Source organism: Microcoleus sp. ARI1-B5 (assembly GCF_036705795.1).
Lineage (GTDB): Bacteria > Cyanobacteriota > Cyanobacteriia > Cyanobacteriales > Microcoleaceae > Microcoleus.
Window position 1 is genome coordinate 1 of record NZ_JAUBVK010000013.1, and the last position, 26,155, is coordinate 26,155.

Genomic DNA, 26,155 nt, shown 5'->3' on the forward strand with positions numbered 1-26,155 from the left:
TCTACGGATCGTGCTTTCATCAGGATTGCCCTAAAAGCTTCAATCCCGTTTTTGTTGATGAAATCGTCCATACCTTTGCCGTCCTCGTAATTCCACTTGCCCGTAACTGACAATACCTCACAGCCATAAGCTTTCAGGCGTTCTGTCAGACGTTTTTCGGCACGAGCGACATCTTTTACGGTTTCAGGTTTTTTTACTGGGTTATCGGAGTCAAAGGCAACGACAAACCCAAAACCCGCTACTGCTAGTCGTTTAAGTCCTGGGACTAAATCGGGTTCACCTTTTTTCTTCGGAGTCAAAAACATCGTCACGCCAACACCCGCAACGGTAGGAATGTCGTGTTGACATCCCATTATTGCCTTGAACCCGCCCTCTGTGATGAGTAGGTAGGGTCTGCCGTCAATAGTCAAGCATCGAGCTTTAAGCGCGTCCAAGTCTGACCAGTATGCTTTTATTTCGGGGTGCTTGGCTAGGAAAATATCATATTCTCCTTTACCCGTGCGGTATTTTGGCAGTTTGCCACCAGATGAAGCCCAAGGCTTGTCGGGGCGAAACTGCCACTGACCGTACTCATCGGATATCAGCATGATGCCTGCGGATTTTGCGTCGTATCCCAATATTACCGAGGCTTGTGGGATATCAAAGGTTTGACAGTTAGCTCGCCCCCAGTCGGCCCGTATCCCGCGTTTCGCGATTTGATATTCGTGTTCGTCGTTTAATTTTGAATATTTATTACGGGAAGTTGCGACAGCGGAACCAATCGAGTTATGATGTTGAGACATGATGATTTTACCTTTGAGTAAGTCAGCAGGAGCCGTTCTTCTGGTCGCCAAACTTAGAGAGCGGTTTTTTGCTGTGTTTGTAGCTACAGATATACCAGACAATAAGCGTGGCGACCAAACGCGGGTCGCCTACCCTTGATTGTTACCGGAGGATAGGTGAAATATTAGACCGGGAGACGTGAACAATCGACGACTTCTCTCTCCATCCCTTGCCGTATGCAATTCTCTTACTCCCCCCGTCAAGTCGCAGACCGTGGATTTCACTTCAGAGAATCACTTGCGTACATTCTAACGCGCGGGCGAATATTGGCTAGTGAGCGAGGGGGTATCAATCAGGGTGCAATCAGGTAGCCTGCGGAATGATAGGTAAACCTTATAGGTTTAGAATATCTCCATCCTACTTTAGCTATGTTTTAGCGGTCAAGTTGAAAAGATAGACCTTGCAAAAATCCCTAAATAATTCGCGAGGGTTCTCCTCTAAGGACTGTTTCTGGCAATATTCAGCAAAGTCAGTTACGACCTCAGCTAACAAAAGAGTTAACTTGCTGTCTTCACTGTCAAACAATAACTGGTAGAACTCTTTCAGGAAGCAGTATTTGACGTAGTTCGTATCGTAGTGAACGAATCTCGACTTGAGAGTCGCACACCGAGGGCTTTCGGTTTTTAAAAATGACCCTTTGTACTGAATCAATCCTTCCTTTTGAAGCATCTCAACTGCGGGAGAGACAAGGGTTCTCGTTTCGTACCAGGGAGTCGTTTCAATTTCCATTTTGTTCTCCAAAGTTGAATGTTCAGCAATCACTTGTATCAAGTGATTTTTTTTTGGTTCACTACCTGAGTAATTAAATGTATTTCCTGGCGTAGCCGCCTACAGTAGGCGGCTACACTAAAAAATACACTCAAAAGAAGGCTTACCAGAGCTAAAACTCAAGTTTTATTTCGTTGAGTTCGGCGCGGGTAGGCGGAAACTGTCCGCCCCGCTCGCAGTGAGCCAACAAGCGTCTCCAAGTGACCCCTCTATCCAAATCGCCAAAGTGCTTGGCATAAGCGTAGACGCCCTTGTCTTGTGCCTCTTTAATCAAAACGTTTTTATCCTTGGGGGCAAGCCGTTTTTCTACCGTTCGGTAGTGCTGGCTCATCTTCACTGGTTCGGGTAGCGGCTCGTATGCGGGCTTTGCTATTACCTCCAAAAGTGCCAGCGCTCGCATAGTAAAGGTCGTAGCTGGCATAAAGCAAGCCAACTTCAGTACAGCCCTGGGGGGCAACAAATAGTTGAGGCTCGGTCTCCCTATCCAGCACAGCCCCAGTACGGGTTCCGCGTGAATCAGAAACGTTTCCGGGCAGCAGAATAACCCATCTCCTAGCAGTTGCCCTTCAAAATTGCGAATCAGGCGGTCGGTAGTTTTTGGTTCGACGCCGTAAAGCGCGTCGCACTGCTCGGGCAACAGTACGGGCGTTCCGTAGTAGTGCAGCCACTGCACGGAATTGACACCGACATCGAAAATAGAAAAGGCTGCTGAGTGAGAAATGCCGTCAAATACGGCTTCCCGATACCACCGAAGCGCCAAGGGGCCGTCCCACGAATACGCTAAGAATTGCGATCGCGGTACGCCCGGAACGGACTTTTGTGACCTAATATTGTTCTCAATTGTGTAAGCCAATTGAGAAAACAGCGGTCATCGGGTTGCACCCCGGTGGCTGTCTCTCGTATCTACGACGATCGCAACAAACTGAGGCCCGAGTCAAGTCTCAAAATCGGTCATATTAGCTCATTTTTACAAGTAGCCGCCCAACTTAGGCGGCTACGCCAGAAAATACGCTCAAATACAGGAAAGCTAAGAGGAGCTTTTCACTTCATTCACGCTATGCACACGATGTGAACGAAATATTTTGACTTCCGAGTCGGCGATCGGGCAATAAAAAACCGCCCTTTTTAGGGGGCGGTCGGTGAGGGAGAGGGACTAGATGTCGGTCTCTGTTATTACTTCGGGCAAACGAATACGTTCAATCTCAAGATGCAGGTAGTGTTCCGTAATTACTTCGGGCGAGTTACCCATAAGCCGAGCAAGTTTGTGAATGGGAAAATCGTTATTAGCGTGATAACTAATCATCGTGTGACGTAACTGATAGGGTACGCGGTACCGTATACCTGCTTCACTGAGAACCGTTTTCCAAACAACATTCAAAGCGTGCTGATTGATTGCTTTGCCTCTGTCGTTTAGAAAAACGAACCCTTCACGGTGAGGAATCGACTCAAGTAAATCTTTTAATTCCTGATTGACAGGAAAAATTCGCTTAAGTTCAGTTTTGGTATTTTGTTTCTGAACAATTGTTCCGCTTGCATCGACTTGTGCCTCACAGAAAAGTATGGACTTTTTCTGTAAATTTACGTTTTCCCATTTTAGGGCGATTGCTTCACTCGGACGACAACCTGTTAGCCAACAGAAATACACGTATTTGTAGTATTGCTGGTGCTTGCCTTTAAACCTCGAATAAGTGTCATTTTTAAGTGCATCAATGATTTGATAAACTTCAGCGACACTGTAAATATCAATCTCTTTTTTCTCTTTTTTTGTGGACTTCAATTTAATTGACTCAAGAGCGTCCCTGTATTCAATACCCCATTTACGGGGTATATTGCCTTGTTTGCTATGCCAATCCACTGCTGCGACTAGGTGCATAAACCATTTTTTGCTAGTTGCAGTAGAGCGTTTAGTGTCTGAAAAAATCCATTCAATGATTTTATTTTTATCCTCCAAGTTTTTGTGTGGGCATTTCTCTATCAATCGAGACATTACTGATATCTCGTTAAGGATGTACGTTTTTTCCCAGCGTTGCATTGCGATACTGAAATCCGTGTACTTCTTCCACAAGGTTTCAATTTCGTCTTTGCGAACGACCCTTAGTGACGCCATCTGCTGTTTGGGTTGCTTTAATGTTGCAACAAAAGACTTTAAGTGTTCTAGGTCTAATTGTTCACCGTTAGCGATTAAACGCTCAATTTCAGCATCTAGTTGTTGTGCGATGGCTAGCGCTTGTATTTCGTCACCCCCTAAACCTATGGTTGTACGTCCTAGGCGTTGATGCAGTCTAGCTGCATAGTAAGGACGAGCTTGGTGTCGCTGAGTTTGGATATTCAGCCATTTGAAGTTCGAGGTAGTGCTGTACATATTGATTTTTCAAGGTACGGTGAGCAGTTGTCTTTGCTTGTATGGTATATTAAATGGTATATAAATGTCAATAGTTTGAATGATTGTCGCCAAAACAGCTATACAGTAAATATTTTCGTTTCTCGTAAACCCGACTTAAAATCGAGTGTGGCAGTGATGTCACCGTGGGTTCAAATCCCACCCTCTCCGTTGGAAACGATACGTAGTAAGGGTTTCAAGGCTTCCTCTTTACTGGCTAGTGTTGCAAGTCAGTGGGTTATCCTAGCCTTTTTCTAGAATTTGCCCATGGTTTGTCTAGAATTTGTCTAGAATTTGTCTAGAAAACCGATTCTAGATAAATTCTAGACAAACTACTTTTCAGGGCACTTCCACCACCCAGTCAGGAGTTTGACTCACTTGCATTCACAAGTAATCTCAAAAGCGTTTCCATGTCCCCCAAGTCCATCCTCGATTTTTTGCGCTCGGCTTTCAACTGGTTAAGCAAATCGGCCGCTTCTACTTTTGACAAATCGGTTCCGGTCGGCGTTGATTTTTCTGATTGAGTTGGCTCACGACTGGCAAGCTCAGATTCTAGCCTGTCGATTTGTTCTCCCAGTTCTGCGATCGTTTCATCCCTCAGTGCCAGTCGGGATTTGAGCGCCGAGACTTCTTGATTCCTTAACCTGACCAGTCCGTCGCTTCTTCCTAGGCTCCGACGCAAGGTTTCAAATCCCACCCTCTCCGTTTTTGAGAAAATCCCCGATTGATTTTTGGGCGATCGCAACTTGGTCAGACACACCTGATTTCAATTGAGGGCCGTAAAGGCCGAGAGTCGATCGCTCAAACTCCCCTCCACTCAAATAACTCCAGTTTCTGGAACTCTCTTAGGGTTCCCAGGCTCACCCACCAACGCGGATGATTTCCCCTGTCTTCCAACAGGCTCCTCGGGCGTACTTTTATCCTGTTTCCGAGGGACTCTCGGTACAGCATCCAAATAGATTCCCAGTCGATCCACACCGCGCTGCAAAATAACTTTTGCAGCATCCACATCGGCATCCTCATGATGGCCGCACTCTTGGCAGATAAACTTCTCCTTATCTCGGTTGGTTGGACTGACATACCCGCACTCGCTGCATTCCTGAGAGCTAAAGTGAGGAACCGCTTCATGAACCAGAACGCCTGCCCTTTCGGACAAAATCTTGACTTTCTGTTTTATGGAACCCCAAGCAGCATCAGCAATGGCTTTGTTCAGTGCTGATGCGAGCAGACTGACGATTCGGCAAATAATTTCCCAACTCATCTTGCTTTGGTTTGCAGCGTGCCATCATGCCTTGAACGTTAAGATTCTCGAACACAATCAGGTCAAACTGCCTGACCAAGCTATTAGCTATCTTCCATTGGTAATCCTCTCGTCGATTGGCAACTTTTTGTTCCAATCTTGCTAAGCGCTGGCTGGCTTTTCTTCTGCGGCCCGAACGCAAAACCTTGTGGCTGACAGCACGGTTTAGTCGCTTCCGCTTCCGTTCCGTCCGCTTGTAAAACCTGGGATTGACAATGGTTTGTCCCGTACTCAGAGACATTAGCTTCTTGATACCCAGATCTACTCCTACTGCTGTTTTAACTTGATTCGCTGCTGGAACATCTGGAACCGACTCATCTTGCAACAGAACAGAAATATAAAAGCCATCTGCTTTTTTCCGAACAGTGACGGAACGAATGCTGAAAGCATTGGGAAACAGTCGGGACTGAAAAAACGACATCCAGCCAATACCGGGAAGTCGAACTTTATTCCCTTTAAAGGCGACATCTCCAGGCGGGTAGGTAAAAGAGCGAAATTTACCATGCCGCTTTGTTTTCGGATATTTGCCCAATCCTCGGAAAAAGCGCCCAAAAGCAGCATCAACCTGTTTCAGCATTTGTTGCAAAACATGGTGATAGATTTCTTTATACCAAGGACGCTCCTGCTTCAGGTCAACCAGATTGGCATCTTGTTGAGCCAGCGGAGTCCTTTTCTTGCCTTTTGCTGTCCAAGGATTGCCGTACAAAGCACCTTTGCTTAACGAGCAACCGAAAGGGCAACACTCGGCTTGAGTTTCGATGAAGCAGTAGTTCCCCATAACAGGGAATCTTGCTTGCTCGTAGGCTTCTGTCCGCTCCCTAACTCTAAAGTTGTATTGCAAGCGAAGCAAATGAATCCACCGCTCGATTGTTTGAGCTTGTTTGGGCGATGGATTCAGCTTGTAAACGTAAGCAAGCAGCATGATCCTCAATTAACTAGGCTATTGATTCAGCAGATGAGCCACTTCTTTTCCAGCATCATGTGAAATCTGAGCACAGATATCTGCACCATAAGGATTGAGAGTGTTGATCCGCTTGGCACTGAGAACTTTGGCAAAATCTGTAGCAGCCAGTTCCTCCATTGTCATGGCATCTTTGCAGTTTTGTCGTTTTTTTAATCCTCTTTCTGCTCGGAAATCTTCGGTACGGCCAATGATCGGCTGATAACACGCGCGCTTGCACTGAGCAAAGTGCAGTGGAACCTTAACCCCATGTTCATACAAAGCCGCCTCGTAGAAGTCTTCTTTGGGGATAGAGTCAAGACGGGCTCCAATATATTCAGGGTTTTTGCCTTGTTTTTCCCAAGTTTTAACTGCCCGTTGGCGGCTGCGGCGAATGCCGAGTTCTGGATCTACTTCTTCTTCAATCCTTTCTTTGACAGCATTTCGCGCCCAATCACGAAACTCTGTAGACAAGGATTCAGCATATTCGATGGCTATCCTGTCTATTGCATAAGTTCCACCGCCTATACCTCCCCGAGTTGATATCAGACCCACATCTTTAGCTAATTTTCTGACTTGGCTTGCCCAAGCTCTGTATTTTTTGCTTCCAGAATTAGCGACTGGTTGTTCTACAAAAGTTCTCTCGACAACGGGTTTTAACTCAAGGTTCGCTTCAAGCACTAATTCCAACAGCCGTTCACAGATACGCCTCTGTATCAACCACTTATCTAGCTCTTGGGATTTAACAGACCCCGCAGCTTTCCACATATCGGTCAGGCAGATTAGCCCACCGTTTTGCTGACAATGAATCACTAAACCTTTGTAATTCATGTTCTTATTTCGTAATTTGCCCATAAGGAAAAACTCTCCACTAAAATCCAAAACAGTCTTGACATATTTGTGACCGTGTGGTAATGGCTAAGGGTTGACAAATGTGCTATGATAAAAGCACAAGAAACTCTAGACCGCAAGAAATGAAATTCTTGCAGCTCAGGTGTATAGCCCAAAGCCACTACCGAGCAAGGTCGTTATCTGTGGGGATGGTGGGACTCGAACCCACAAAACCCTGGCAGGTTGTCCGGTTAGGAGCCGGATGCGTTTTCCAGTTCCGCCACATCCCCAAGTAAAATGCAGCGACGATACTTTGAACTAGGAACTCAAAGCATCGTCGCTATTTATTAACGGTAACGGAGAAAATCTCATTTGCGGTGTCATCATCGTACTCCTCGCATTATTTTACGCTGATTGTTCGTTACACAAATTTGAAGCATAGGTCTTTCGAGCAAGCTTTTTCCACTTTTTATGTGTCTCTGCGCCCCGACGCAATTCTACGCTCAAGGAGTTTTTGGCTCGCCACAATTCCTCTTCAGATTCCGCGTCAAATATAGCTTCGACAATGCGATCGACTAGCATTGGCTCTTGACGATCGTTCAAAACCTTTTCTATGGATTCTGCAAAGGTCAGCCCCTGGTACTGAGGACGCTTCATCTCCACAGGGTTGCGCTGATGTCTGTTTTTATAGCTTGCTTTTTCAAGACCTGCATCTTCAAAAGCAGAACTAACATTGGGTATACCTCCTTTTAGATGTTCGTCTGCACCAAGAGAACTTGTTGAAGCTACTTGGCTCCCATTCAAAGTGAGTGTTTCTGTTTCGGAAAACACATCTGTGAGTGTTGATGCCACTTCACCAGCCACCACCAGCGCGAGCATACCCTCGTAATAAACAATATTTGCTTTTAGTTCTACAGCTTTCGCCTGTATTTCAGCAAGTTCCGACTTCTGCTGGGCAATTTGCTCTTTGAGCCATTTAACGTGCTGTTCCCGGCCAACATCCTGTGCCATAGCTCCTAAAATTTTCTGTGCTTCTGAGAATATAACACAACAAAAAGAATTCAGAAAGCAAAAAAAGAAAAGAATGTAAATATTTCTTGCTCTTTAAATGACATAACATACCGCTGGTATTTCCCAATAAAAAAAACACCCCCGCAGGGGTGCTGTTGCTTACCAGGTAATATTTCTAGCCAACTGACTCAACTTAAGCGGTTTCGTCATCCGCCGGGTCGCCGTAGGGGTCTTCGCTGGCCGGGGTCAGGTTGCCGAACATTCCGGCATCCGCGTAGGAGTCGGCCGGGTCGCCGTAGGGGTCTTCGCTGGCCGGGGTCAGGTTGCCGAATTGTCCGTAGTCAGTACCGGCGTAGTCAGCGGGGTCGCCGTAGGGGTCTTCGCTGGCCGGGGTCAGGTTGCCGAATTGTCCGTAGTCGGTATTCGCGTAGCCGGCGGGGTCGCCGTAGGGGTCTTCGCTGGCGGGACGGACGTTGTTGCCCAACTCTCCGTAGCCGGCGGGGTCGCCGTAGGGGTCTTCGCTGGCCGGGGTCAGGTTGCCGAATCGTCCGGGACTTGAGGGATCTTCGTAATTCGCGTCAGGATCGACTTGCTCGCTGTCTGGCCCGACGATCGCATCTTTTAACTTCCGAAAAAATCCGTCTACCATGATAAAGTTCCTCTTTTTTATGTGGTGAAAAACGGCTGTTTTAGATTGGGAATACCAGAGTTCGCGGGAAAATCACGGAACCTGCAATCTAAAATCTCAAATAGTCAGGCTACTGTGCCGGAACAGGAGCTGTAGCTTCCGGCAAGCCTGTGAGCTCTCGACCGGTAGTTTGGTTGTTGTACCCCTGGAATTCGCGGTAACGCGCTGCCTCGGACTCCGGAACTTTAATTCCTTCAGGCGGGGGCGTTACCCAGTGAGGGCGATTCTGGGCATCGCGGTAGTAAACGCGACCATTTTTGGAAAGGTAATGTTTTCCCTGCGGCCCCTTTTCTTGTTTATTTTTGTGCTGATTGTAGATGTAGTAAAGGGCGGCTGCTCCTGCTAAAGTAATCCCTACTTTTTGAGCATTGCTCAGTCCTTTTTTTGCTTGGGGCGAAGGAGTGGGGGCGCGATTAGTTTGCACTCCTCCAGCGCGAGTGTCGTCAACAGGAGGCGGGGGAGCTGAACTTTGCTTGCTAGAACCGCAAGCACTCAAAAACGGAAAGGTCAGCAGCGTTGTCAGCAGCAGAGCCATGAAGCGCGATCTTCTAGTTTCGGGTTTGATTGTGTTCATTACCGCTCCGAATTGTCGGGATTACAGGTAGGGTGTGTTCTGGCGAGGTTGAGGAACCTGGGCTGCTGCCAACCGTTTTGTAAGTACATTAATTTCTCAAAGCAATTCTGACAAAAGTTGTTGCTGAGAACTTACAACAGCGCAGGTACGGTATTGCATTTCTTTTTCATCATCCTCAAATTTTTCTAAGATTTGCTCATGCTAGGGATATAAATAAGGTTTCTTTTTTTTCAGCCCGCAGGTATATGCGCATACGTCGCCTGAGGTTAAAAAAAAGTTTGTTTGTTGGTGGACTGCCGAAAGCGAAGTGAAGCAGGCGGACGGGGCGAGTCCGAAACCGAAAGCAGCACTGGCGAGGGAAAGGAGGCGGGATTTAATTGCGCCGGAGTGCTTGTCCCAGATGCGGGCAATTTTGTTGTGGAAATTCTGGAGAGGTCGATCGCACTATTGTAGAAATCAATTAACCGCGAAAGAAAGCCGCCGAAGCTTTTCGGATATTTATGAAATTAAATAATTTAGTTACTGCTGGATTGTCCGTCGCAGTTGTATTCGCTGCGACAAAATACATACCTGTTTTAAACCAGCAAAACCAAGTCAAGCAATTGCTGGAAACAAAACAGTGTCCTGAATGCAATCTCAGCAATGCCAACTTGAAGGGAATGGACTTACAAGGATTTAACTTGCAGGGAGCCAACCTAGAAGGTGCTAACTTATCTGGAGCAAAATTGGCGAATGCCAACCTAAAAAATGCCAACTTGAATAGAGCCAACCTGACGGGAGCTGATTTGGGCTGTGCCGGCATCACTTTCAACCTTGATGCGAATGAAGAAGGAGCAAATATGGATTTTAAAGTGAGTGCCGTTCCCGAAAAGAATAACCCAGACAATGCAGTTGTTGGTTTCAACATGAAAGCAACCGAGCGAGGAGCCACAATGCGTTTCAACCTGATGGGATGCGCCGACTTCGAGAATGCTAGATTGCAGGAAACGAAAATGCCCGATGGCAACATTCATCCTTAATTTCAGCAAATATAGTAACCTGCTGTATCATCATTTCTCAACTGCTTTTCATTCTTTCTGTTCTCTATTTTCTCTTTCTCTGTGTCCTCTGCGGCCTCTGCGGTTCATAAAAAAAACCGCTGTCTCAATAGCAGACAGCGGTTTTTTAAGCAAGTAACAATCGCCTAAAATTAGTGAGCAGAACCGTTACCGTGATACTTGTCGGTGTCGTAGAAGCCGTTTTTTGTGCCGAAGAACAGACAGCACACGGTGAAAACTGCTGTCAAGACTGCTAAAACTAACTTAACGTCCATAATTTACTGTCTCCTGTTGAATGAGTGCAAATACTCAGATTGTAGAATCTTTTTGGCTGGCGCGGCCATCTACCAGCGTAGCGCCTGATTTGCTGGGCTGTACTCTGGTGCGCCAGTTTCCTGACGGCGAGACGATTCGGGGAATGATTGTCGAAACAGAAGCTTACGGCCCGGGAGATCCCGCTTGTCACGCTTACCGACAGCGGACTCCTCGCAATCAGGCGATGTTCGGGCCTGCGGGTATCAGCTACGTTTACTTAATCTACGGGATGTATCACTGTTTTAACGTGGTGACGGATGCGGAGGGAGTTGGTAGCGCTGTGCTGATTCGAGCTTTGCAGCTAGATGCGCCTCCCGTCAAGTTCGCTACAATTCCCGAAAAAAAGCAGTTGCGCCTCGCCGCCGGGCCTGGGAAGCTGTGTAAGGTGCTTGAGATCGATCGAACTTTTAGCGGTTTTCCCTTGGATGGAGGCCAAGCGCTGCGGTTGGAACACCGGAGCGAAGACTTTCAGCAAGCCGTGGAGGAGGGTACAATAAATTTTGTGCAAACTACGCGGATCGGGATTACTAAAGGGATTGATTTGCCTTGGCGGTGGTATTTGGGGAACTGTGCGGCCGTGTCGCAACTCTAGTAATGTCAAAGGTGTCAGTGTAAATTTGGTAGCTTAAACTTAGTGAAATTATGGCTTACTCTTCTGAAAACCCGATCGTACAACTCAAGAAATGCCTGACGCTGGCTCAGGATGTTGGCAGTCACGCCGAAGCTAACCGGGCCTTCGAGCAATTGTGCGGGATTATAGATGCTGAAAATCCGATGGCGGCGCAACTTTTGGAGATGCTGTGGGAAGAAGCAATTATGGCTAGGCGATCGGCTTTATTTTGGCAGCAAATGAGCGATGTTGAGAAAGATATGGCGAATAGAATGATGGAAAACATGACGCAGATGCGGCAGAATTATTTGCGGTTGATGCAGGAAATGTAGGATTTGGTAATGCGGGATGGGTAATTGCTAATTAGTAATTAGTAATTGCCCTGACTCCGAGCGCAAACGAGAGAAACGAGTAACAGAAGCAGATTTAACTGCGGCGAGACTCATCGTCCACCAGGCAATATGTGCGTATTGAGCGCAGTCGAACCAAGTCAAAGTAAAAATCAGATAAGCAATAGCAACAGCTTCAATACCGCGCACCGATGAATTAACCGCTAAACATACATAATATCCCCAAAGTGCAATGCCAGCAAGCAGCCCTAAAATGCCAACTGATAGGGTTGTATCCAGAATCCAATTGTGAGCTTTGTAAGTAGGAATTTCAAGAGTGCTGATTTCACCTTTTATGTTAATATAGTCGTAAGTAAACTCGTCTAAATTTACAACAATCGGAGTTAGTTGAGGATTTCGGATGTAGGGATAGGCAATCCCCAAACCGTTAAATCCCCATCCAAATAACGGGCGTTTTTTGATGCCACGGGCTGAAAGTGTCCAGATGGGCGATCGGCTGGACATGATTTGTGCGATGGTCGGTTTGCTCCAATCTAGGGGTCTGCTGACAGTCATAATACCAATAGCAATTATGGCGATCGGAACAATAGCTACAAGGATTTTGTAATATTTGCCTCTGAGCAAATAGACACTCGCAAGCATCCAAGCTAAAATAGCACTTCGGGTAGAAGTTAGCAGCAGTGCGGGAACAGTTAAAATCAAAGTAATTGCAGTTAATTTAGTTGTGGTAAATCTCCAAAACCAACCGACAATAGCAGTAATTGCTATTAATGCTAAAACTATAGCTGCATGGCCTCTGTGGGAGTACAATCCGATGGGTTGCTGTCCTTGAAAAATGCTGCTGGCATTAACATCAGCTCTGATAATTTGACCCATTGTGGCGGTGTAGTCGATCCGCCAGTCGATGATTTGGGGGAAGATACTAAGAGAAAGGATGATGCCGCCAATTAGCAGTCCTTTTAGTTGGGAATTTATGAGTTGCGGGTGTATGGTTAAGAGCAAGCTGTTGCTGAGGGTGAAGGCGGCGATTAACAGCCAGTAGAGCCAGCCGTCTCCCATTTGGTCTTGACCGAGGAAAGAGGTTAAGGGGAAGGGACTTTGTAGAGTGGAGATAGCTCCGATTGAGAGAAATATTGCCCAAAGTATTAGCGAGATTTTCCATTGTCGGGGAATGGTTAGGGCTTTTCTTTGTTCCCACAAGAGGGCGAGATTGACTCCTACTATTAGCCAAATAACGAACACTTTTGGGGAAGTCCAGATGAGGCCCCGGCTGCTTCCCCAAGGGTTGATGAGGATGATGCTGAGAGTAAACAGAATGGTGTAGAGGGTTTTCATTACTCTTTGTTTTTGCGGTTTTTGAGTCTTTTAATGACAGGCAATATAGAAGCGGCTAATAAAGTTCCTAATGCGGTGGTAGGTTCGGGAACGGCGGCGGCGGCGAGGGCGTCCTCCTCGGCTTTTTTAGATGAGGCTTTTTCGTTTGGTAAGTCGTCGCTGTAAAGGCTTGCTATGTTAAAAACATCGCTTTCGGAAAAAGACATTTCCTGGTTTATACTCCTAGCAGCCAAGGTTCTTGTATTCGTACCAACGTTACTCGAAGACGTAGAAACGCTACTGCGAGAAGGAAGGTAATCTTGATACATCTTGACAGCTAAGTCGTATTTTCCAACTTGAGGATGTGGTGCATTGCGTACACATCCACCACCACCGCTACCGCCGTTACATGGGCCGCCACTAAAGTCATTACGCTGATCAAAGTTGAAGTCGTTGTAGCCACTCACCTTGAGTTTGAGAGAACCGTCATTGTTTACAGAACTTTTAATCCCTGAACCCCAATTGCTCCCAAACGGCCCGCCGTCGTCATTCACCGCAATCAGATTTCCCGATTGGTTAAACGCTCCTAAAATTGTGTCTGGTTTTTTGGGTGGGTTGATACCGGGAAAGTTATTAGTCCAGGCTACAAAAGGTGCTGATGGTTGAAGTCCTGATTCTGTAAAAGTGTCAACCTTGCCAGGAGATAAGGCACTGGAAAATAAATAGGTGGGGAGTAGGTCAACCTTTTTGTACCCAAACTGTTCCTCAACTAGGTTGGCATACTGTTTGGTAAATGTTGCACCTTGTCTGATATCTGTGATAGTTGAAGTACCTCCATTGAGGGAAATTGACCAGGAAAAACCTGTTAAAAAATCGTAGGTTTTGTTGCCAAAATCACCGACCAGAAATGTCTCAAATTTGAGCTGATTGGCTTGAGAACCACTCGGTACATCAGAGAATTTTAAAATCTGACCATTGTTTTGACTCTGTACTGCTAGCTGGGTATATTCACTCCAGGGTAGAAATGGTTCTAATTCTTCTGGAATTCTGTATTCATTCCAGTACCAAGGTTCCTCGTCAGCCCATCCACTAAGATAACCAGATGGTGGGGTATCTATATATGGGACTTTTAGGGGGTTATTGGCGAAGCGGGGGTCAATAGGTATGGGTGGATTTGAATCTTGCGTTACTATTTGAAGCCAGTTGAGATGATCGACGCCGAGAAAATTTTTCCAGTCATTTTTAGTAGCAACGAATTGACCGACAATTGCATCTTCGGTTCCTGCTGGGACAGGATCAGTTTTTTTATCCAGGCTAATATTACCTAGGACTTCATTTTTGACGATTACATCAAAACTCAGTTGTGCTGCCCGAGCTGCCCCGCTTGAAACGGTTTCAAAGAATGCAGCTATTGAGATCGCACAGATGTATGTTGTGCTAGCATTTCGCTTTGACATAGCCTTGATTCCTAATTGTTTGAAAGTGTATTAAATCCTAATCAGCAATTTTTTCAACTTTGTAAGTTTTGAGATTGAAACGCCACAAAGTCCGCACAAGTCTGTCACTGTTAACATCTACGTAGATATATTCTGGCGTAACCAAAAAATTTGAATCGGCAGAAAACTCGCCTATAGATAGCAAATCAAGCTGAGAAAATTCTTTAATTTCCTGACAAGTTTCGATGTCAAAAAGTCGCGCGTAATTCACCGGACCTCCACTCCGATCCGGTAGAGGATAATTTTCATCGCTCGGGGGATATCCGTTACCAAATGTGATGTTCAAAAAGCGATCGTTTGGCGAAAAGCGAAACTGCTTAGGCCCGGGAGCTCCTTTTTTCCATTTGCAGACAAGTGTAAAGCTGGGATAGCTGTGCATGAATATTATCCCTTGCGGAAATTTATAGGTAAAAAACTTGGTTTCATCGTGGGAAAAGCCATAAATCCTTTGAGGAAAACGGCGAATTTCTTTACCTGTATCCAACTCCCAGAATATAGCATGATCTTTCTGCGAAGCAGCAACAGTCTTACCACCGTCTAAGAGAAATGTTTCCCTGACAACTACTCCATCATCCATTTTAAAAGTGCGAATCACCTCTGAAGAAACAGCATCTTTGACGGTAACAATGCCATTGCGTGAGCCGCTGACAGAGTAGCGATTTGCTGACACCGTGTTGCCTCGATTCAAGTCAGCTACCCTCTCCATTTTCCCCTCCTTATAGGCAGTAACTCCATGTGAAACAGAGCCTAGTGCCATTGCCCCAGAAAGGATTAAAGCGAAGGTAAACAGGAAAAAATATTTCATAATCTGGGCTATTTTTTAGCCTGATGATTAGTTAAATAATCCTAACTACAACACGAAACCAGCTACTAAAAGCAGCGCCAACCTCTTGCCTCAATCCTGATGTTCTGGATTGTCACGTTTAAAACAAGAAAAACTGTGGCAGTAGCACGCTAATTTAAAAAAAGTTGGTTGAGATTATTTCCAAAGATTATCACAGTATCAAAGTTTACCACAATCCGAAAATTTACTGAATTGAGTGACATCCAGAGAACGAAATCAAATTTTTCCTAGTAATATTAGTTATGCCTAAAGGAAGATTTAAGAGAAAATCTTGACTTCTGTAGCTAAAAAGTTTCAATGGATACTGTTTTTGATCGAGTTTCCTCTAAAATACGAGGCAATCAGCGAGTGTAGGGTTGATATAAAATCCGGGTGCACTGGAATTATTTGTTTGTAAAATTTGGTAAAGTTCGCAGTTGCGGGTTTTTCGCCACACCGCAACTGCAAACTTTTCCTATTTCATTAAAGCAGCGCCGCGATTGTAAAGTTCGCGGGCGTAATCAGTCCAAGTTCCCTGTCCCCAATAGCGGAAACAGCTTGTTTGTACCAACAAGTTGTAAAGCAAAGCTTGCTGGTATTCAAACTGCTTGGTAACTGAAGCATCTTGCTGCACCAGGGGGTCGTATTTTTTGTGAAATGCTGCGCTGAGTTGATTCATGGGTTCTAGGACATTTTCGTAGCCCTTCACCCAACTTAAATCGTTTGTCCAAGAGGCACCGTCCATGTGAAAATTGCGATCGGTTTGCTTGAGTTGGGCGATCGCACTTTCCACATTTTCCGGCGTTGCACCATCCGGATCGACTAACTGCCAAATCTTGTGCTGGTTAATCCCCTGACAAACAGGATAATCATCAGGATTGACACCCGCCGCCTCAATCATCTCCAAATATTCAGTCCCGTTTAAACCGACAACACCGGATTTTCCGCCACCTTGTTCGCGGTTTTCGTGCCAAGCTTTAACAAAAGCGCTGGGAAATTCATTCATCATCACGCCGCCATTTTCGCCATCAGCAATTTGAGTCACCAAAGAAGGAACTGTGACATTGCCAATTTGCTGTTTGTTGCGGACTTTTGCTTCGTAATAAGGCTGCATTTGACCGACCAACTTTGTATCGGAACCTTGGGTTTTAATCAAAGCCGTAATGCTGATGGTTTCGCCGCGAGAATTGCGGGATTGCAAACGGTTGGGAATGTATTTTTGGTCTTGCGACAATCCCGAACCGTCGAGATTTTCCACAGAATGTTCCTGCACCATCAGCCAGCGGTAGCCGCATTCTTTCAAAGCTTTGATGTATTCGTAAAGGGTATCGGGGTGATTGGGAAAGTGCATTTCTGGAGGCGAAAAACCTTTAACCCGCTTCAAAGCATCTAAGCCAAAAATTGCCGCAAAATGATGTTGCCACGCTTGAATTTGGAGTTTGATGTCGGGAATTGGAGTTGAGGGAATGACGGCGTGACTCCACATTGTCCCCAGCCATTCTACGTGAGGTTGATATTGAGGATCGCAGGTAATTCGCTTGAGGTTGTTGAAGATATCATCGCGTCCCATTTGGCGCAATCCCCACAATAAATTGCCGGAATAGTCGAGCATAATTCGCGGGTTGCAGCCTTCGGCTATCAGTTGGGGAATGAATTCGCCCATGCGGGAATAGCACCAAGCAAAGACTCCGGCATTGTGGTTGTCTCCTTGGTTTGGATGTTCAAACATATGCTGGAGATTGCAGATTAGTTCGCCGTTTGCACCTGCTGGAATTGTGGGTTGGTGCATATGCAGGGCGCAGGCAAATCCGGCTTGAATGTTTTCGAGGTGCAGATTTGTCTTAGGTAAAAAGACTGGTTCGTTGCTGTTGGCTGCGGCACAGATTTCTGCTTCGGAACCGCAAATGTTGGGCAATCCGGAGCGAAGTTCTTCTAAAACGGGTGGGTTGGGGGATGGTGCGATCGCAGACATAAGTTTTTCTCAAGAATTGTGGAGGAACGCGGTCTGCTATTTGGTAAGATAGCTATATGCTTTTAGGGTAGCAGAAAATGTCTGCCAAAGATAAATTTCATGATGTAGTTAAAGCAGCCTTGCAAAAAGATGGCTGGCAGATTACTCACGACCCACTCGTACTCCGCATACAGGGCATTGCCGATCTGTATGTCGATTGAGGTGCCCAAAAATTAATTGCAGCCGCTCGAAGGGGTGAAAAAATAGCTGTTGAGGTCAAAAGCTTTATTGGCACATCTACGATTTCTGAGTTTCACACCGCGATCGGGCAGTTTATTAACTATCGATATGCCTTAGAAATGCAAGAGCCTGAAAGAGTTTTATACTTAGCAGTACCATTAAATGTTTACAATGTGTTTTTTGTCAAGACGTTTATTAATTTTGTAGTTCAACGCAGTCAAGTTAATCTTATCGTCTACGATGTAGAAAAGGAGGAAATTGCAGAATGGGTGATTTAAATAAGTATCGAAACTGCATTCGGTAACTGCTTGCAGAACACGCCAAATATCTCTCATCTTATCAGGAGATTGAAGCTCAAATAATTGCTGATGTTGAGGGCGACCATTATCAATTGCTGTACGTTGGTTGGCAAAATCAGCAGCGAATTTTTGGGCCTGTGATGCACTTTGATATTAAAGATAACAAAGTTTGGATTCAGTTTAACAGCACAGAGGAGGAGGTTGGCGATCGACTGTCGGCAATGGGGATACCAAAGGATGATATTGTTGTTGGATTTCATCCACCTTTCATTCGGAAATTCACGGATTATGCAGTAAGTTAAATAGGTAGACGCAAATAAACTTTCGCTAAAATTTCGGCTAAACTATAGACGCCAGCAGAGAAAGTCTGCCAAGATTATTGTCAGGTGCAGTGCGATCGCACTGAGACTTTTTACCTCTACTTCGCAGATAGTTTATGAATGTAACAAAACTGCTCTTACAGCAGGCGGCGATTAATTTGCTGGTTGCTGTAACCATTGTTCAACCTGGATTGGCCGCTGCGATCGCGGATTCATCGGGGGAACCGCATTTGCAGCCGCAGGTACTCGCATACGAGCCGCCTGCGCGCGGAGCACCGGGCGATCGCGGAGATGCAGGCAGCCGCGACGATATTCACTACTTTTTAGCTTTAATTCCGGCTCTAAATTTAGGATTGACTGCGATCGCACATCCGACTTTTTGGCTGTACTTGCCGGCTCCATTTCCCGATGACATTCCCTTTAAGTTTGTGCTGCGGGACGAAGAAAAGCAAGAAGTAGTTTTCCGAACATTTTTTCAGCTCGAAAAAACAGCGGGACTTGCGAGTTTTTGCTTGCCACCAAATGCACCTCCTCTGGAAATTGGCAAAAAGTATCGCTGGGACTTTTTTTGCGGGAATATCTCCCGCTACGGGTGTATTGAGCGAGTGAAAATGGCACCCGAAATTTTAGTTCAGCTAGAAACTGCATCGCTGAGGCCGCGCGTTTTACTGTTGGCTAAACACGGTTTGTGGTACGAAACTCTCACTGAATTAGTTGCACTGCGGGACAAACTTTTGAGTCAATTACAGGGGGCTACTTTAGAGGAGCGGTTGCGGATTTATGCGGAAAATAATTTGCGGTATGAAGCGCTAGCCGAGCTGACTGGATTTGAGAAAATATCCTCTCTGGCGACTTTGGAGGCTGATTGGAGTGCTTTATTGCAGCATCCGTTTGTGCGCTTGCAGGAGATAGTTTTAGAACCCTTTGTTTGAGGTATGGATGAATATTAAAATAGGACTTACGCAATCCCAGGCTTAGGGGCTTTTTCAGGGGTCATTAATGTTAATAAACACGTTACACCCGCAGGCAGGGGTTTAAATCCCTGCCTAATAGCAAAACTCGGTTGAAACCGACTGTTAATACTGCTGATTCTGAGTGAAGTCATGCTCAATATTAGTTTTCTTTTAGAGGACTTTAGCTATGAGACAGGCAGGGCTTTAAACCCCTGCCTAATAGCAAAACTCGGTTGAAACCGACTGTTAATACTGTTGATTATGAGTGAAGTCATGCTCAATATTAGTTTTCTTTTAGAGGACTGTCTTCTGTGAGACAGTCCGGCAGGGGTTTAAACCCCTGCCTCATAGCAAAAGTCGGTTGAAACCGAGTGTTAATACTGTTAATTATGAGTGAACTCATGCTCAATATTAGTCCTCTTTTAGAGGACTTTAGCTATGAGACAGGGGTTTAAACCCCTGTCGGATTCTGGTAACGAACGACCGAATTTAAGAACGATCGAGAAAACAGCGTTAACCAATAATCAACTGTCAACTGTCAACTGATGAAATATCCAATATTAAGCGCCTACAATACTTTCAATACAGCACCGATCGCCCTTTGGTCATTTGATGCAGCAGGAAACTTGGCGAGCGATCGCCCGGAGCTCCCTCCAGCACTGCTAATTGACAGCGTTTGCCGTGCGGTTGAGCCATCGCAAAACGGGCCACAAGAAAGCCTGCTGCTGACTGGAGGTTGCGTTACTTTCCCAGTCACTCCTTTGCTGGATGTAGGCACGGAAGACTTTTCTGTTTGTGCGTGGATTCGCACGGGTGATTTGGGTATTGTCAAGATTGTCGATAAACGGATTGAAAATTCTGGCCCTTTGCAAGGGTGGTCTTTGTTTATTTATCAAGGCCAAATTAACCTGCAAATGGCGGATGGAAAAAATTGGCTAAACGGTGGTGGTAGCAACCCTTACAGAAAAATTCCTCTTTTTCAAGTTGTCAGCGACAACCAATGGCATCATGTTGCAGTTACTGTCGCTCGCGATCGAGAGGATGGTGGACACTGTTATGTCGATGGTAATGAAGTAGGTGAGCGGTTCAGACCAATACACCACCAAGGTTGTCTCAGCAATAGTATACCCTTGACTGTTGGCAGGCGATCGGACGATTTTGGGGGCATTTTTCGGGGCAATATTGGAGATATTCGGCTCTACAAACAGGCGCTGTCGGCGGCAGATATATTGTCGATTTACCGAGCGATTCAGTCTCCGATTAATAAGAAATTTTTTGTTAATATTCTGAATAAACCAGAAATACCGCGCCCCGAGCAAGATTCCTTATCGGACAGCGATAATATTTCCGTGGAAAGATACTCGCAGGCGATGGAATACTATCAGGAGTCGCTAAATCTTCATAGAAACAACGGCAACGGCTACGGAGAAGCGAATTCTCTGAACAATCTAGGCAATATTTACAGCGCGCTGGGTGAATACTCCCAAGCAATTTACTATCACCAGCAAGCGCTGAATATTCAGCGAGATATCGGCAATCGCGCTGGAGAAGCTGAGTCTCTAAATGCTTTGGGTAGTATTTACGATGCCCTAGGGGAATACTTGCAAGCAATTGAGTGCCACCAGCAGTGCCTAAATATTCACCGAGAAATCGGCAACCGTCACGGAATAGCGACTTCCTGGCGCGATTTGGGGAGTGCATATCATTCCCTGGGCGAATACCAGCAGGCGATCGAATGCCAACTTCAGTCTTTAGATATGGCGCGAAAAATCAACTCTCAGCATAGAGAATTGAACTCCTTGAATGCTTTGGGGCGTACATACGTTTCCCTGGGGGAAAATCAACTGGCGATCGAATACTGTCAGAAGTCCCTGAATCTCGCGCCGAAAATTAACAATCGCTATGGGGAAGCTAATTCTTTGGTCATTCTGGGCGATGCTTGCAGTAATTTGGGGCGTTACTTGCGGGCGATCGCATTTTACCAGCAGTCCTTAGATATTCAACAGGAAATTGGCGATCGCTCTGGACAAGCAACTTCCTGCCGAAATTTGGGCAATGCTTACCGCTGTTTGGGGCAGTACCAGCGGGCGATCGAATACAGCGAGCAGAGTTTGGAGATGGCGCGGGCGATCGGCGAAATGGCGTCAGAAGGAGCAACTCTCAACAATTTAGGCCTTGCTTTATTTGACTTGGGCGAATTTGCACAAGCTGAAACAGTCCTCGGCAATGCGATTCAAATTTGGGAATCGCTGCGGGGAAAATTGAGCGATCGCGATAACTTTAAAGTATCTATTTTTGAAACCCAAGCCGCAACTTACCGCCACTTGGAAAAAACCCTGATCGTCCAGAACAAAACAGAAGAAGCGCTGGAAATTGCGGAGCGGGGGCGGGCGCGGGCGTTTGTAGAATTACTGGCCGCTCGGTTATCTGCCAATTCAGATGCAATACCCGATATTGAGCCGCCGAACATCGATCGCATTCAAGAAATTGCCAAAGCACAAAATGCAACTTTTGTGGAATATTCGATTTCTTTTTTAGAAGAGCTCTTTATTTGGGTAATTCAGCCGACGGGTGAAATTGTATTTCGCCAAGTTGACCTCAACTACGAACATACTCCGCTCAAAGAGCTAGTTGCCGATTCTCGCGAGTCGATCGGCATCAGGAATCGCCAGCTCAACCCCACCCTAAAAATTTACCCGGGCGATTTAGTCAAACTCCACGATGATGCCCCGAATTGGGAACCTTGGCAAGTAATATCTGTGGATGAAACTGCCAACATTCTCTCGCTTTGGCAATCCTCTTGGCCCGCAGGATTAACTATTAAGAGACCTGCAATTGATGTCGCAGCCAAAGTGGAATCGAGCCTCACCAGTCACCCCCGCTTGCAAAAACTCCATCAACTGCTAATCGAACCGATTGCTGATTTATTGCCGAGAGATCCAGCAGCTAAAATTATCTTTATTCCTCAAGGCGAACTGTTTTTTGTTCCCTTTCCGGCGCTGCAAGATGCTGCTGGGAAATACTTAATTGAAAAACATACTATTTTGACTGCTCCAGCGATTCAAATTCTGGAATTAACCAGTCAAAAACGGCAAGATATTTCCGATTTAGGTGGGGATATTTTAGTAGTAGGAAATCCGACGATGCCTGAAGTTGTTCTGGTACCGGGCAAACCTCCCCAGCGGTTATCGGCTTTGCCGCATTCAGAAACCGAAGCTAAGGCGATCGCCCAATTGTTCCAAACCCAAGCCCTGACAGGCAATTCGGCTACCAAGGCCGCCGTGCTTCAGCGGTTGCCCCATGCCAGCATTGTCCATTTTGCCACCCACGGATTGCTCGATCGCACTCGCGGACTCGGCAGTGCGATCGCCCTTGCACCCGATCGCACCGATAGCGGTTTGCTGACGGCTGAGGAAATTTTGGATCTGCACCTCAAAGCGGATCTCGTAGTTTTGAGTGCTTGCAATACCGGCATGGGGCGGATTACCGGTGACGGGGTTATCGGCTTGTCTCGCGCTTTAATTTCGGCTGGTACATCCAGTGCGATTGTGTCTTTGTGGGCGGTGCCAGATGCTCCTACAGCCGATTTGATGGTGAAATTTTATCAAAATCTCGATCGAACGGGCAACAAAGCTCAAGCCCTGCGCAGGGCCATGCTGGAGACAATGCAGCAGCACCCAAATCCCAGAGATTGGGCAGCTTTCACCCTGATCGGCGAAACCTAATCGGGAGTTTCGGTTAAATTTTGTAAAGAATTGCCAAATCCCGCGAAAACATTAGTTTTTTCGCTGAAACCTCCACAGAAATGCGATCGCCCCTGGAGCGATAAGTCATGTGTCGATTTAATTTATTGACAAAAATACCTCGGCGATCGATCCCCCCTAGCCCCCCTTAAAAAGGGGGGAACAAGAACTTGTTACCCCTTAAAAAAGGGGGAATAAGAACTTGTTACCCCTTAAAAAGCGGGGAATAAGAACTTGTTACCCCTTAAAAAGGGGGGAACAAGAACTTCTTCAAAGTCAACCCCTACTCCCCTTCTTAAGGGGGATTTAGGGGGATATGGCCTGGGATAAAAGCGAGATTTTTCAATGATGCCAGGTTTAAGTTGACACCAATGCCACAGGGGGATTGCCTACAAAAAATTTAGCCCGCCGGAGCCTGACTAAAGAATAAAGACTGTTTTCTAGACAGCTTCGCTTTCTTAACTTTGCACATTAACAAGAGAGTCAAAAATCATGAGAATATCTGCCGATCAAAATACCAAAATTCTAGTTGTAGAAGACGACGCCCCCGTCCGCAATCTAGTCTACCGCTTTCTGAAGCAGAGATATGAAGTACAATTTGCAGCCGACGGCAAAACAGCCTTAGAAATATTTGGACAATTCAACCCAGTTCTCGTGATTTTAGATTGGAATTTGCCCGATACTACAGGTTATAAACTTTGTCAAGAAATGCAGAAGCAGACGAATGTTTTAGTCGCGATTCTGAGCAGCCGCACCGCTGAAGAAGATCGAATTAAAATCCTGAAAGCAGGTGCTGACGATTTCATATGCAAACCGTTCAGTATTGAAGAATTATCAGTTAGAGTAGAAGTCTTGTTGCGGCGGGCGAGAAGCGTCAATCCGCCCCGCCTTGTCTGCGGTCAACTAGAAATCGATTTAATGAGTAGGAAGGTAAGATTGCAGGAGCAAACTTTGACTCTAACCAAATTAGAATATGAAATATTGTGTTTTTTGGCAACTCATTCGGGTGAAGCTTGGAGTCGCCAACAGCTAATAGAAAAAATTTGGGGCTGGAAACCCAATCACGCATTAGAAGAGCGACTGGTGGACGTGCATATCGGCCAGATTCGCAAGAAAATGGCTAAAGTCGATCGGGCTGTTCCAAATTTTATCCAAACAATTCGGGGATACGGTTACACTTTTGCTGCGAATGCTCGCAATCACAGGGTATTTTCTAATTGAACGACCGTCATTTCTATCACAGTTCGCGATCGCATTAATACTCCTCGAAACCGGGTTTTTTACCTAATTTGTGGGTGGAAATGCAAAAATTTCGTAAAAAAACCTGCTGGTTGAGCTTCGACTGCGCTCAGTTACCGCGAAGTCGAAACCCGGTTTCTGACCACCCGTGCGATCGCGAACTATATCAGTTAAATTCGCCCTTTTGCTCCCCTTAAGGGGACAGGGGCGGTAGGGGATTTAAACGGTTCTAGGGCGTCGGTTCAGTACCCAGACTTGACAAAAACGGATAACTATAATATGTCAAGTAATCGCATTTTGACAAATTGTTGCAACAGTAGTCGAGCAGGTGTGGAGCCACTAACAATCCCTAGCTACATATCGACAATTTAACATATCCGCACCCGATCGCAATGGTTTTATAAACAAACACAACATTTATTGTGTAGCAATCTTTTGTCAAAATGGTATTACAACCACAAGAACTTCCTTTTTTTTGAGTTGGTTAACGTTAGAGATACTCGATCAAATTTTACCGGAAAGGGTTCATAGAAATAACCCAAGAGTTGTGAAAAAGCCTGTTTCAAAATTTATCTACAAAAAAGTTAAACACCGACATTCCGGGAAAAATTGGTCGTCTGTGACAAGTTGCAGGTTAAACAGTGTTTTTAATTCTGCTAATGTGACATTTTTAGCTTGAATTGTTTGAACGATAATTTGATTGGATAAATTTTATGAGTATTTACAATTTTATCAAATTTCTCTACAATCAAATTGGTTCGATCGTTCGGACTTCAGTCGTTCTTTGATGAGGACTCGCATTCCGAACGATCGAACCGAAGATAGTCTAAGTTATAATTTAATCTTACTAATTCCAAATTTTTTGCAAATTCAGAACAAATCCCGGCAAAACATCTTCCCCAGAAAGGGTGAGAGGAGATTGTAAAACTTCCACTTCTTGGTCGGGGCGATAAATTTCTACTTCCCGTTTTTTGCGGTTAATCAGCCAACCCAAGCGGCAGCCATTTTCCATATATTCTTGCATTTTTTCCTGCGTCTTTTTCAAGCTGTCACTCGGAGAAAGAAACTCGATGACAAAATCAGGACATAAGGGGATAAATTTGTCTTTTTGTTCCGGTGTCAAAGCTTCCCAACGCGATTTTTCTACCCAAGACGCATCAGGAGAGCGATCGGCGCCCTTGGGTAGAGTAAATCCTGTGGAGGAATCAAAGGCTTCACCTAGTTCGGTTTGCTCGTTCCATATCCAGAGTTGAGCGCCTGCTGTTAAGTTGCGTTTCCCTGTTTCTCCTCCGGTTGGCGGCATGACGATTAATTCTCCGTTGGCATTGCGTTCTAGTTTCAATTCTGGGTGTTCTTCGCACAGTTGGTAGAACTGTTCGGAAGTTAGTTTGACAATGGAATTGAGATTTAAGGTGATAGCAGTCATGATTATTTACCTGCTGTTTGTATGAACTTGATTAAGAATTAAAAATGGAAAATTCCTTCTTAATTCTTAATTCTTAACTTCTAATTCTACTGCAATTGTTTGATTCTGTTGAGCGCGTCTTGATACGCACTCGTTCTGCCGCCTTGCTTGTAAAGTTCTGCTGCTTTTTGAAAGTCGGCAATTGCTTTGGGTTTGTCTTCTGTTTCCAGGTAAGCTAAAGCTCGGTTGTAGTAGGCGTCGGCAAAACCGGGATTGGCTGCGATCGCCAGCGTGTATGCTTGAATAGGGTCTGGGCCGCGAGTGGTTTCGGGTTTGGGCAAGCCGGCGGTGATGAAAGTGCGGGCATTGCCGATATTAAAATACAATTCTGGGGTGTATTTTGGCTTGAAAGCGAGTGCTTTGTTGAAATCGGCGATCGCCTCCCAAGCATCTCCTCGATCTAACCGCGAAAGTCCTCGAAAATAATAGGCTTGGGCGTCTTGCGGATTGGCGCTGGATACCGGGCCGCTCGTTGTGGGAGTATTGTCTACTTTCAACTCGGATTTGTTGATTCGGGCCGCCACTAACTTCGCGATAAAAGTATTAATGGGAACTGCTGCATTAAATCCAGTTTTAATCGGGGCGACTTCCCCGGAACTGGTTTGGGCGAAACCAAATTCGCCTTGTCCGTGTAAACCGATAACTCGGCCTTCGGAGTCAAAAACTGGCCCGCCGCTCATGCCGCT

General features: G+C 45.7%; 25 protein-coding genes, 1 tRNA gene and 1 pseudogene. 8 read left to right on the forward strand and 19 right to left on the reverse strand.

Going from position 1 to position 26,155, the window contains the following annotated elements; translation table 11 throughout:
- The 12 genes from QUB63_RS19085 to QUB63_RS19140 all read right to left on the reverse strand — a co-directional run.
- On the reverse strand, positions 1–782 hold a 782-nt coding region (locus tag QUB63_RS19085; RefSeq protein WP_332946845.1), incomplete at its 3' end, for a DUF3854 domain-containing protein.
- Between the two features lie 406 nt (positions 783–1,188).
- Positions 1,189–1,551: a hypothetical protein gene (locus tag QUB63_RS19090; protein ID WP_332946846.1), complete on the reverse strand. Its 363-nt coding sequence runs from the start codon at positions 1,549–1,551 to the stop codon at positions 1,189–1,191.
- A 151-nt stretch (positions 1,552–1,702) separates the two neighbouring features.
- The gene (locus QUB63_RS19095) at positions 1,703–2,443 is read right to left on the reverse strand and encodes a hypothetical protein (protein WP_332946847.1); all 741 of its coding nucleotides are present in this window, start codon (positions 2,441–2,443) and stop codon (positions 1,703–1,705) included.
- Between the two features lie 300 nt (positions 2,444–2,743).
- Positions 2,744–3,952 (reverse strand): tyrosine-type recombinase/integrase, encoded by a 1,209-nt coding sequence (locus QUB63_RS19100; RefSeq protein ID WP_332946848.1) that lies wholly within the window; start codon positions 3,950–3,952, stop codon positions 2,744–2,746.
- Between the two features lie 379 nt (positions 3,953–4,331).
- Entirely contained in the window at positions 4,332–4,730 is a 399-nt protein-coding gene (locus tag QUB63_RS19105; protein WP_332946849.1) for a hypothetical protein, read from the reverse strand.
- A 57-nt stretch (positions 4,731–4,787) separates the two neighbouring features.
- Positions 4,788–5,231, reverse strand: coding sequence for a transposase (locus tag QUB63_RS19110; protein WP_332946850.1), 444 nt, complete (start codon positions 5,229–5,231; stop codon positions 4,788–4,790).
- Complete coding sequence (locus QUB63_RS19115) at positions 5,164–6,192, reverse strand: RNA-guided endonuclease InsQ/TnpB family protein (RefSeq protein ID WP_332946851.1); 1,029 nt, start codon at positions 6,190–6,192, stop codon at positions 5,164–5,166. Before QUB63_RS19115 ends, QUB63_RS19110 begins: the two co-directional genes overlap by 68 nt.
- A gap of 18 nt (positions 6,193–6,210) precedes the next feature.
- Positions 6,211–7,041: a KilA-N domain-containing protein gene (locus QUB63_RS19120; protein WP_332946852.1), complete on the reverse strand. Its 831-nt coding sequence runs from the start codon at positions 7,039–7,041 to the stop codon at positions 6,211–6,213.
- A 204-nt stretch (positions 7,042–7,245) separates the two neighbouring features.
- Positions 7,246–7,331 (reverse strand) — tRNA-Arg (locus tag QUB63_RS19125).
- Positions 7,332–7,446: 115 nt separating this feature from the next.
- Entirely contained in the window at positions 7,447–8,052 is a 606-nt protein-coding gene (locus QUB63_RS19130; protein WP_332946853.1) for a hypothetical protein, read from the reverse strand.
- A gap of 193 nt (positions 8,053–8,245) precedes the next feature.
- Positions 8,246–8,701 (reverse strand): translation initiation factor, encoded by a 456-nt coding sequence (locus QUB63_RS19135; RefSeq protein WP_332946854.1) that lies wholly within the window; start codon positions 8,699–8,701, stop codon positions 8,246–8,248.
- Positions 8,702–8,810: 109 nt separating this feature from the next.
- Entirely contained in the window at positions 8,811–9,314 is a 504-nt protein-coding gene (locus QUB63_RS19140; RefSeq protein WP_332946855.1) for a hypothetical protein, read from the reverse strand.
- Positions 9,315–9,814: 500 nt separating this feature from the next.
- On the opposite strand from QUB63_RS19140, the gene QUB63_RS19145 reads away from it, so the two are divergent.
- The gene (locus tag QUB63_RS19145; protein ID WP_332946856.1) at positions 9,815–10,333 is read left to right on the forward strand and encodes a pentapeptide repeat-containing protein; all 519 of its coding nucleotides are present in this window, start codon (positions 9,815–9,817) and stop codon (positions 10,331–10,333) included.
- 170 nt (positions 10,334–10,503) lie between these two features.
- On the opposite strand, the gene QUB63_RS19150 is transcribed toward QUB63_RS19145, so the two are convergent.
- Positions 10,504–10,626 carry a hypothetical protein gene (locus QUB63_RS19150; RefSeq protein ID WP_006633228.1) on the reverse strand — a complete coding sequence of 41 codons (123 nt, stop codon included), beginning with the start codon at positions 10,624–10,626 and terminating at the stop codon, positions 10,504–10,506.
- Between the two features lie 20 nt (positions 10,627–10,646).
- Here QUB63_RS19150 and QUB63_RS19155 point away from each other — a divergent pair, with 20 nt between their 5' ends.
- Positions 10,647–11,258, forward strand: a complete 612-nt coding sequence (locus QUB63_RS19155; protein WP_332946857.1) for a DNA-3-methyladenine glycosylase — start codon at positions 10,647–10,649, stop codon at positions 11,256–11,258.
- Positions 11,259–11,308: 50 nt separating this feature from the next.
- Positions 11,309–11,608, forward strand: a complete 300-nt coding sequence (locus QUB63_RS19160; protein ID WP_332946858.1) for a hypothetical protein — start codon at positions 11,309–11,311, stop codon at positions 11,606–11,608.
- Between the two features lie 27 nt (positions 11,609–11,635).
- Here the strand turns inward: QUB63_RS19160 and QUB63_RS19165 are convergent, their stop codons facing one another.
- The 4 genes from QUB63_RS19165 to QUB63_RS19180 form a co-directional block, all read right to left on the reverse strand.
- Positions 11,636–12,961 carry an O-antigen ligase family protein gene (locus tag QUB63_RS19165; RefSeq protein WP_332946859.1) on the reverse strand — a complete coding sequence of 442 codons (1,326 nt, stop codon included), beginning with the start codon at positions 12,959–12,961 and terminating at the stop codon, positions 11,636–11,638.
- The gene (locus tag QUB63_RS19170; RefSeq protein ID WP_332946860.1) at positions 12,961–14,397 is read right to left on the reverse strand and encodes a hypothetical protein; all 1,437 of its coding nucleotides are present in this window, start codon (positions 14,395–14,397) and stop codon (positions 12,961–12,963) included. The genes QUB63_RS19165 and QUB63_RS19170 overlap by 1 nt, the downstream gene beginning before the upstream one ends.
- Before the next feature lie 37 nt (positions 14,398–14,434).
- Positions 14,435–15,241 (reverse strand): WD40 repeat domain-containing protein, encoded by an 807-nt coding sequence (locus QUB63_RS19175; RefSeq protein WP_332946861.1) that lies wholly within the window; start codon positions 15,239–15,241, stop codon positions 14,435–14,437.
- Positions 15,242–15,734: 493 nt separating this feature from the next.
- On the reverse strand, positions 15,735–17,231 hold the full coding sequence (locus tag QUB63_RS19180; protein ID WP_332946862.1) for a glycosyl hydrolase family 57: 1,497 nt from the start codon (positions 17,229–17,231) through the stop codon (positions 15,735–15,737).
- A 77-nt stretch (positions 17,232–17,308) separates the two neighbouring features.
- Between QUB63_RS19180 and QUB63_RS19185 the strand changes: the two are divergent.
- The 5 genes and pseudogenes from QUB63_RS19185 (at position 17,309) to QUB63_RS19205 (ending at position 23,986) form a co-directional block, all read left to right on the forward strand.
- Positions 17,309–17,728: pseudogene (locus QUB63_RS19185) on the forward strand (XisH family protein).
- A gap of 26 nt (positions 17,729–17,754) precedes the next feature.
- Positions 17,755–18,051, forward strand: a complete 297-nt coding sequence (locus tag QUB63_RS19190) for a XisI protein (RefSeq protein WP_332947005.1) — start codon at positions 17,755–17,757, stop codon at positions 18,049–18,051.
- 134 nt (positions 18,052–18,185) lie between these two features.
- The gene (locus tag QUB63_RS19195; RefSeq protein ID WP_332946863.1) at positions 18,186–19,001 is read left to right on the forward strand and encodes a DUF928 domain-containing protein; all 816 of its coding nucleotides are present in this window, start codon (positions 18,186–18,188) and stop codon (positions 18,999–19,001) included.
- Positions 19,002–19,567: 566 nt separating this feature from the next.
- Positions 19,568–22,747 (forward strand): CHAT domain-containing protein, encoded by a 3,180-nt coding sequence (locus tag QUB63_RS19200; RefSeq protein WP_332946864.1) that lies wholly within the window; start codon positions 19,568–19,570, stop codon positions 22,745–22,747.
- Between the two features lie 510 nt (positions 22,748–23,257).
- Positions 23,258–23,986 (forward strand): response regulator transcription factor, encoded by a 729-nt coding sequence (locus QUB63_RS19205; RefSeq protein ID WP_332946865.1) that lies wholly within the window; start codon positions 23,258–23,260, stop codon positions 23,984–23,986.
- 865 nt (positions 23,987–24,851) lie between these two features.
- Here QUB63_RS19205 and QUB63_RS19210 read toward each other — a convergent pair.
- Together QUB63_RS19210 and QUB63_RS19215 are read right to left on the reverse strand one after the other, a co-directional pair.
- Positions 24,852–25,430: a Uma2 family endonuclease gene (locus tag QUB63_RS19210; RefSeq protein ID WP_332946866.1), complete on the reverse strand. Its 579-nt coding sequence runs from the start codon at positions 25,428–25,430 to the stop codon at positions 24,852–24,854.
- 86 nt (positions 25,431–25,516) lie between these two features.
- The coding region (locus QUB63_RS19215) for a tetratricopeptide repeat protein (protein WP_332946867.1) at positions 25,517–26,155 on the reverse strand (639 nt) is incomplete at its 5' end.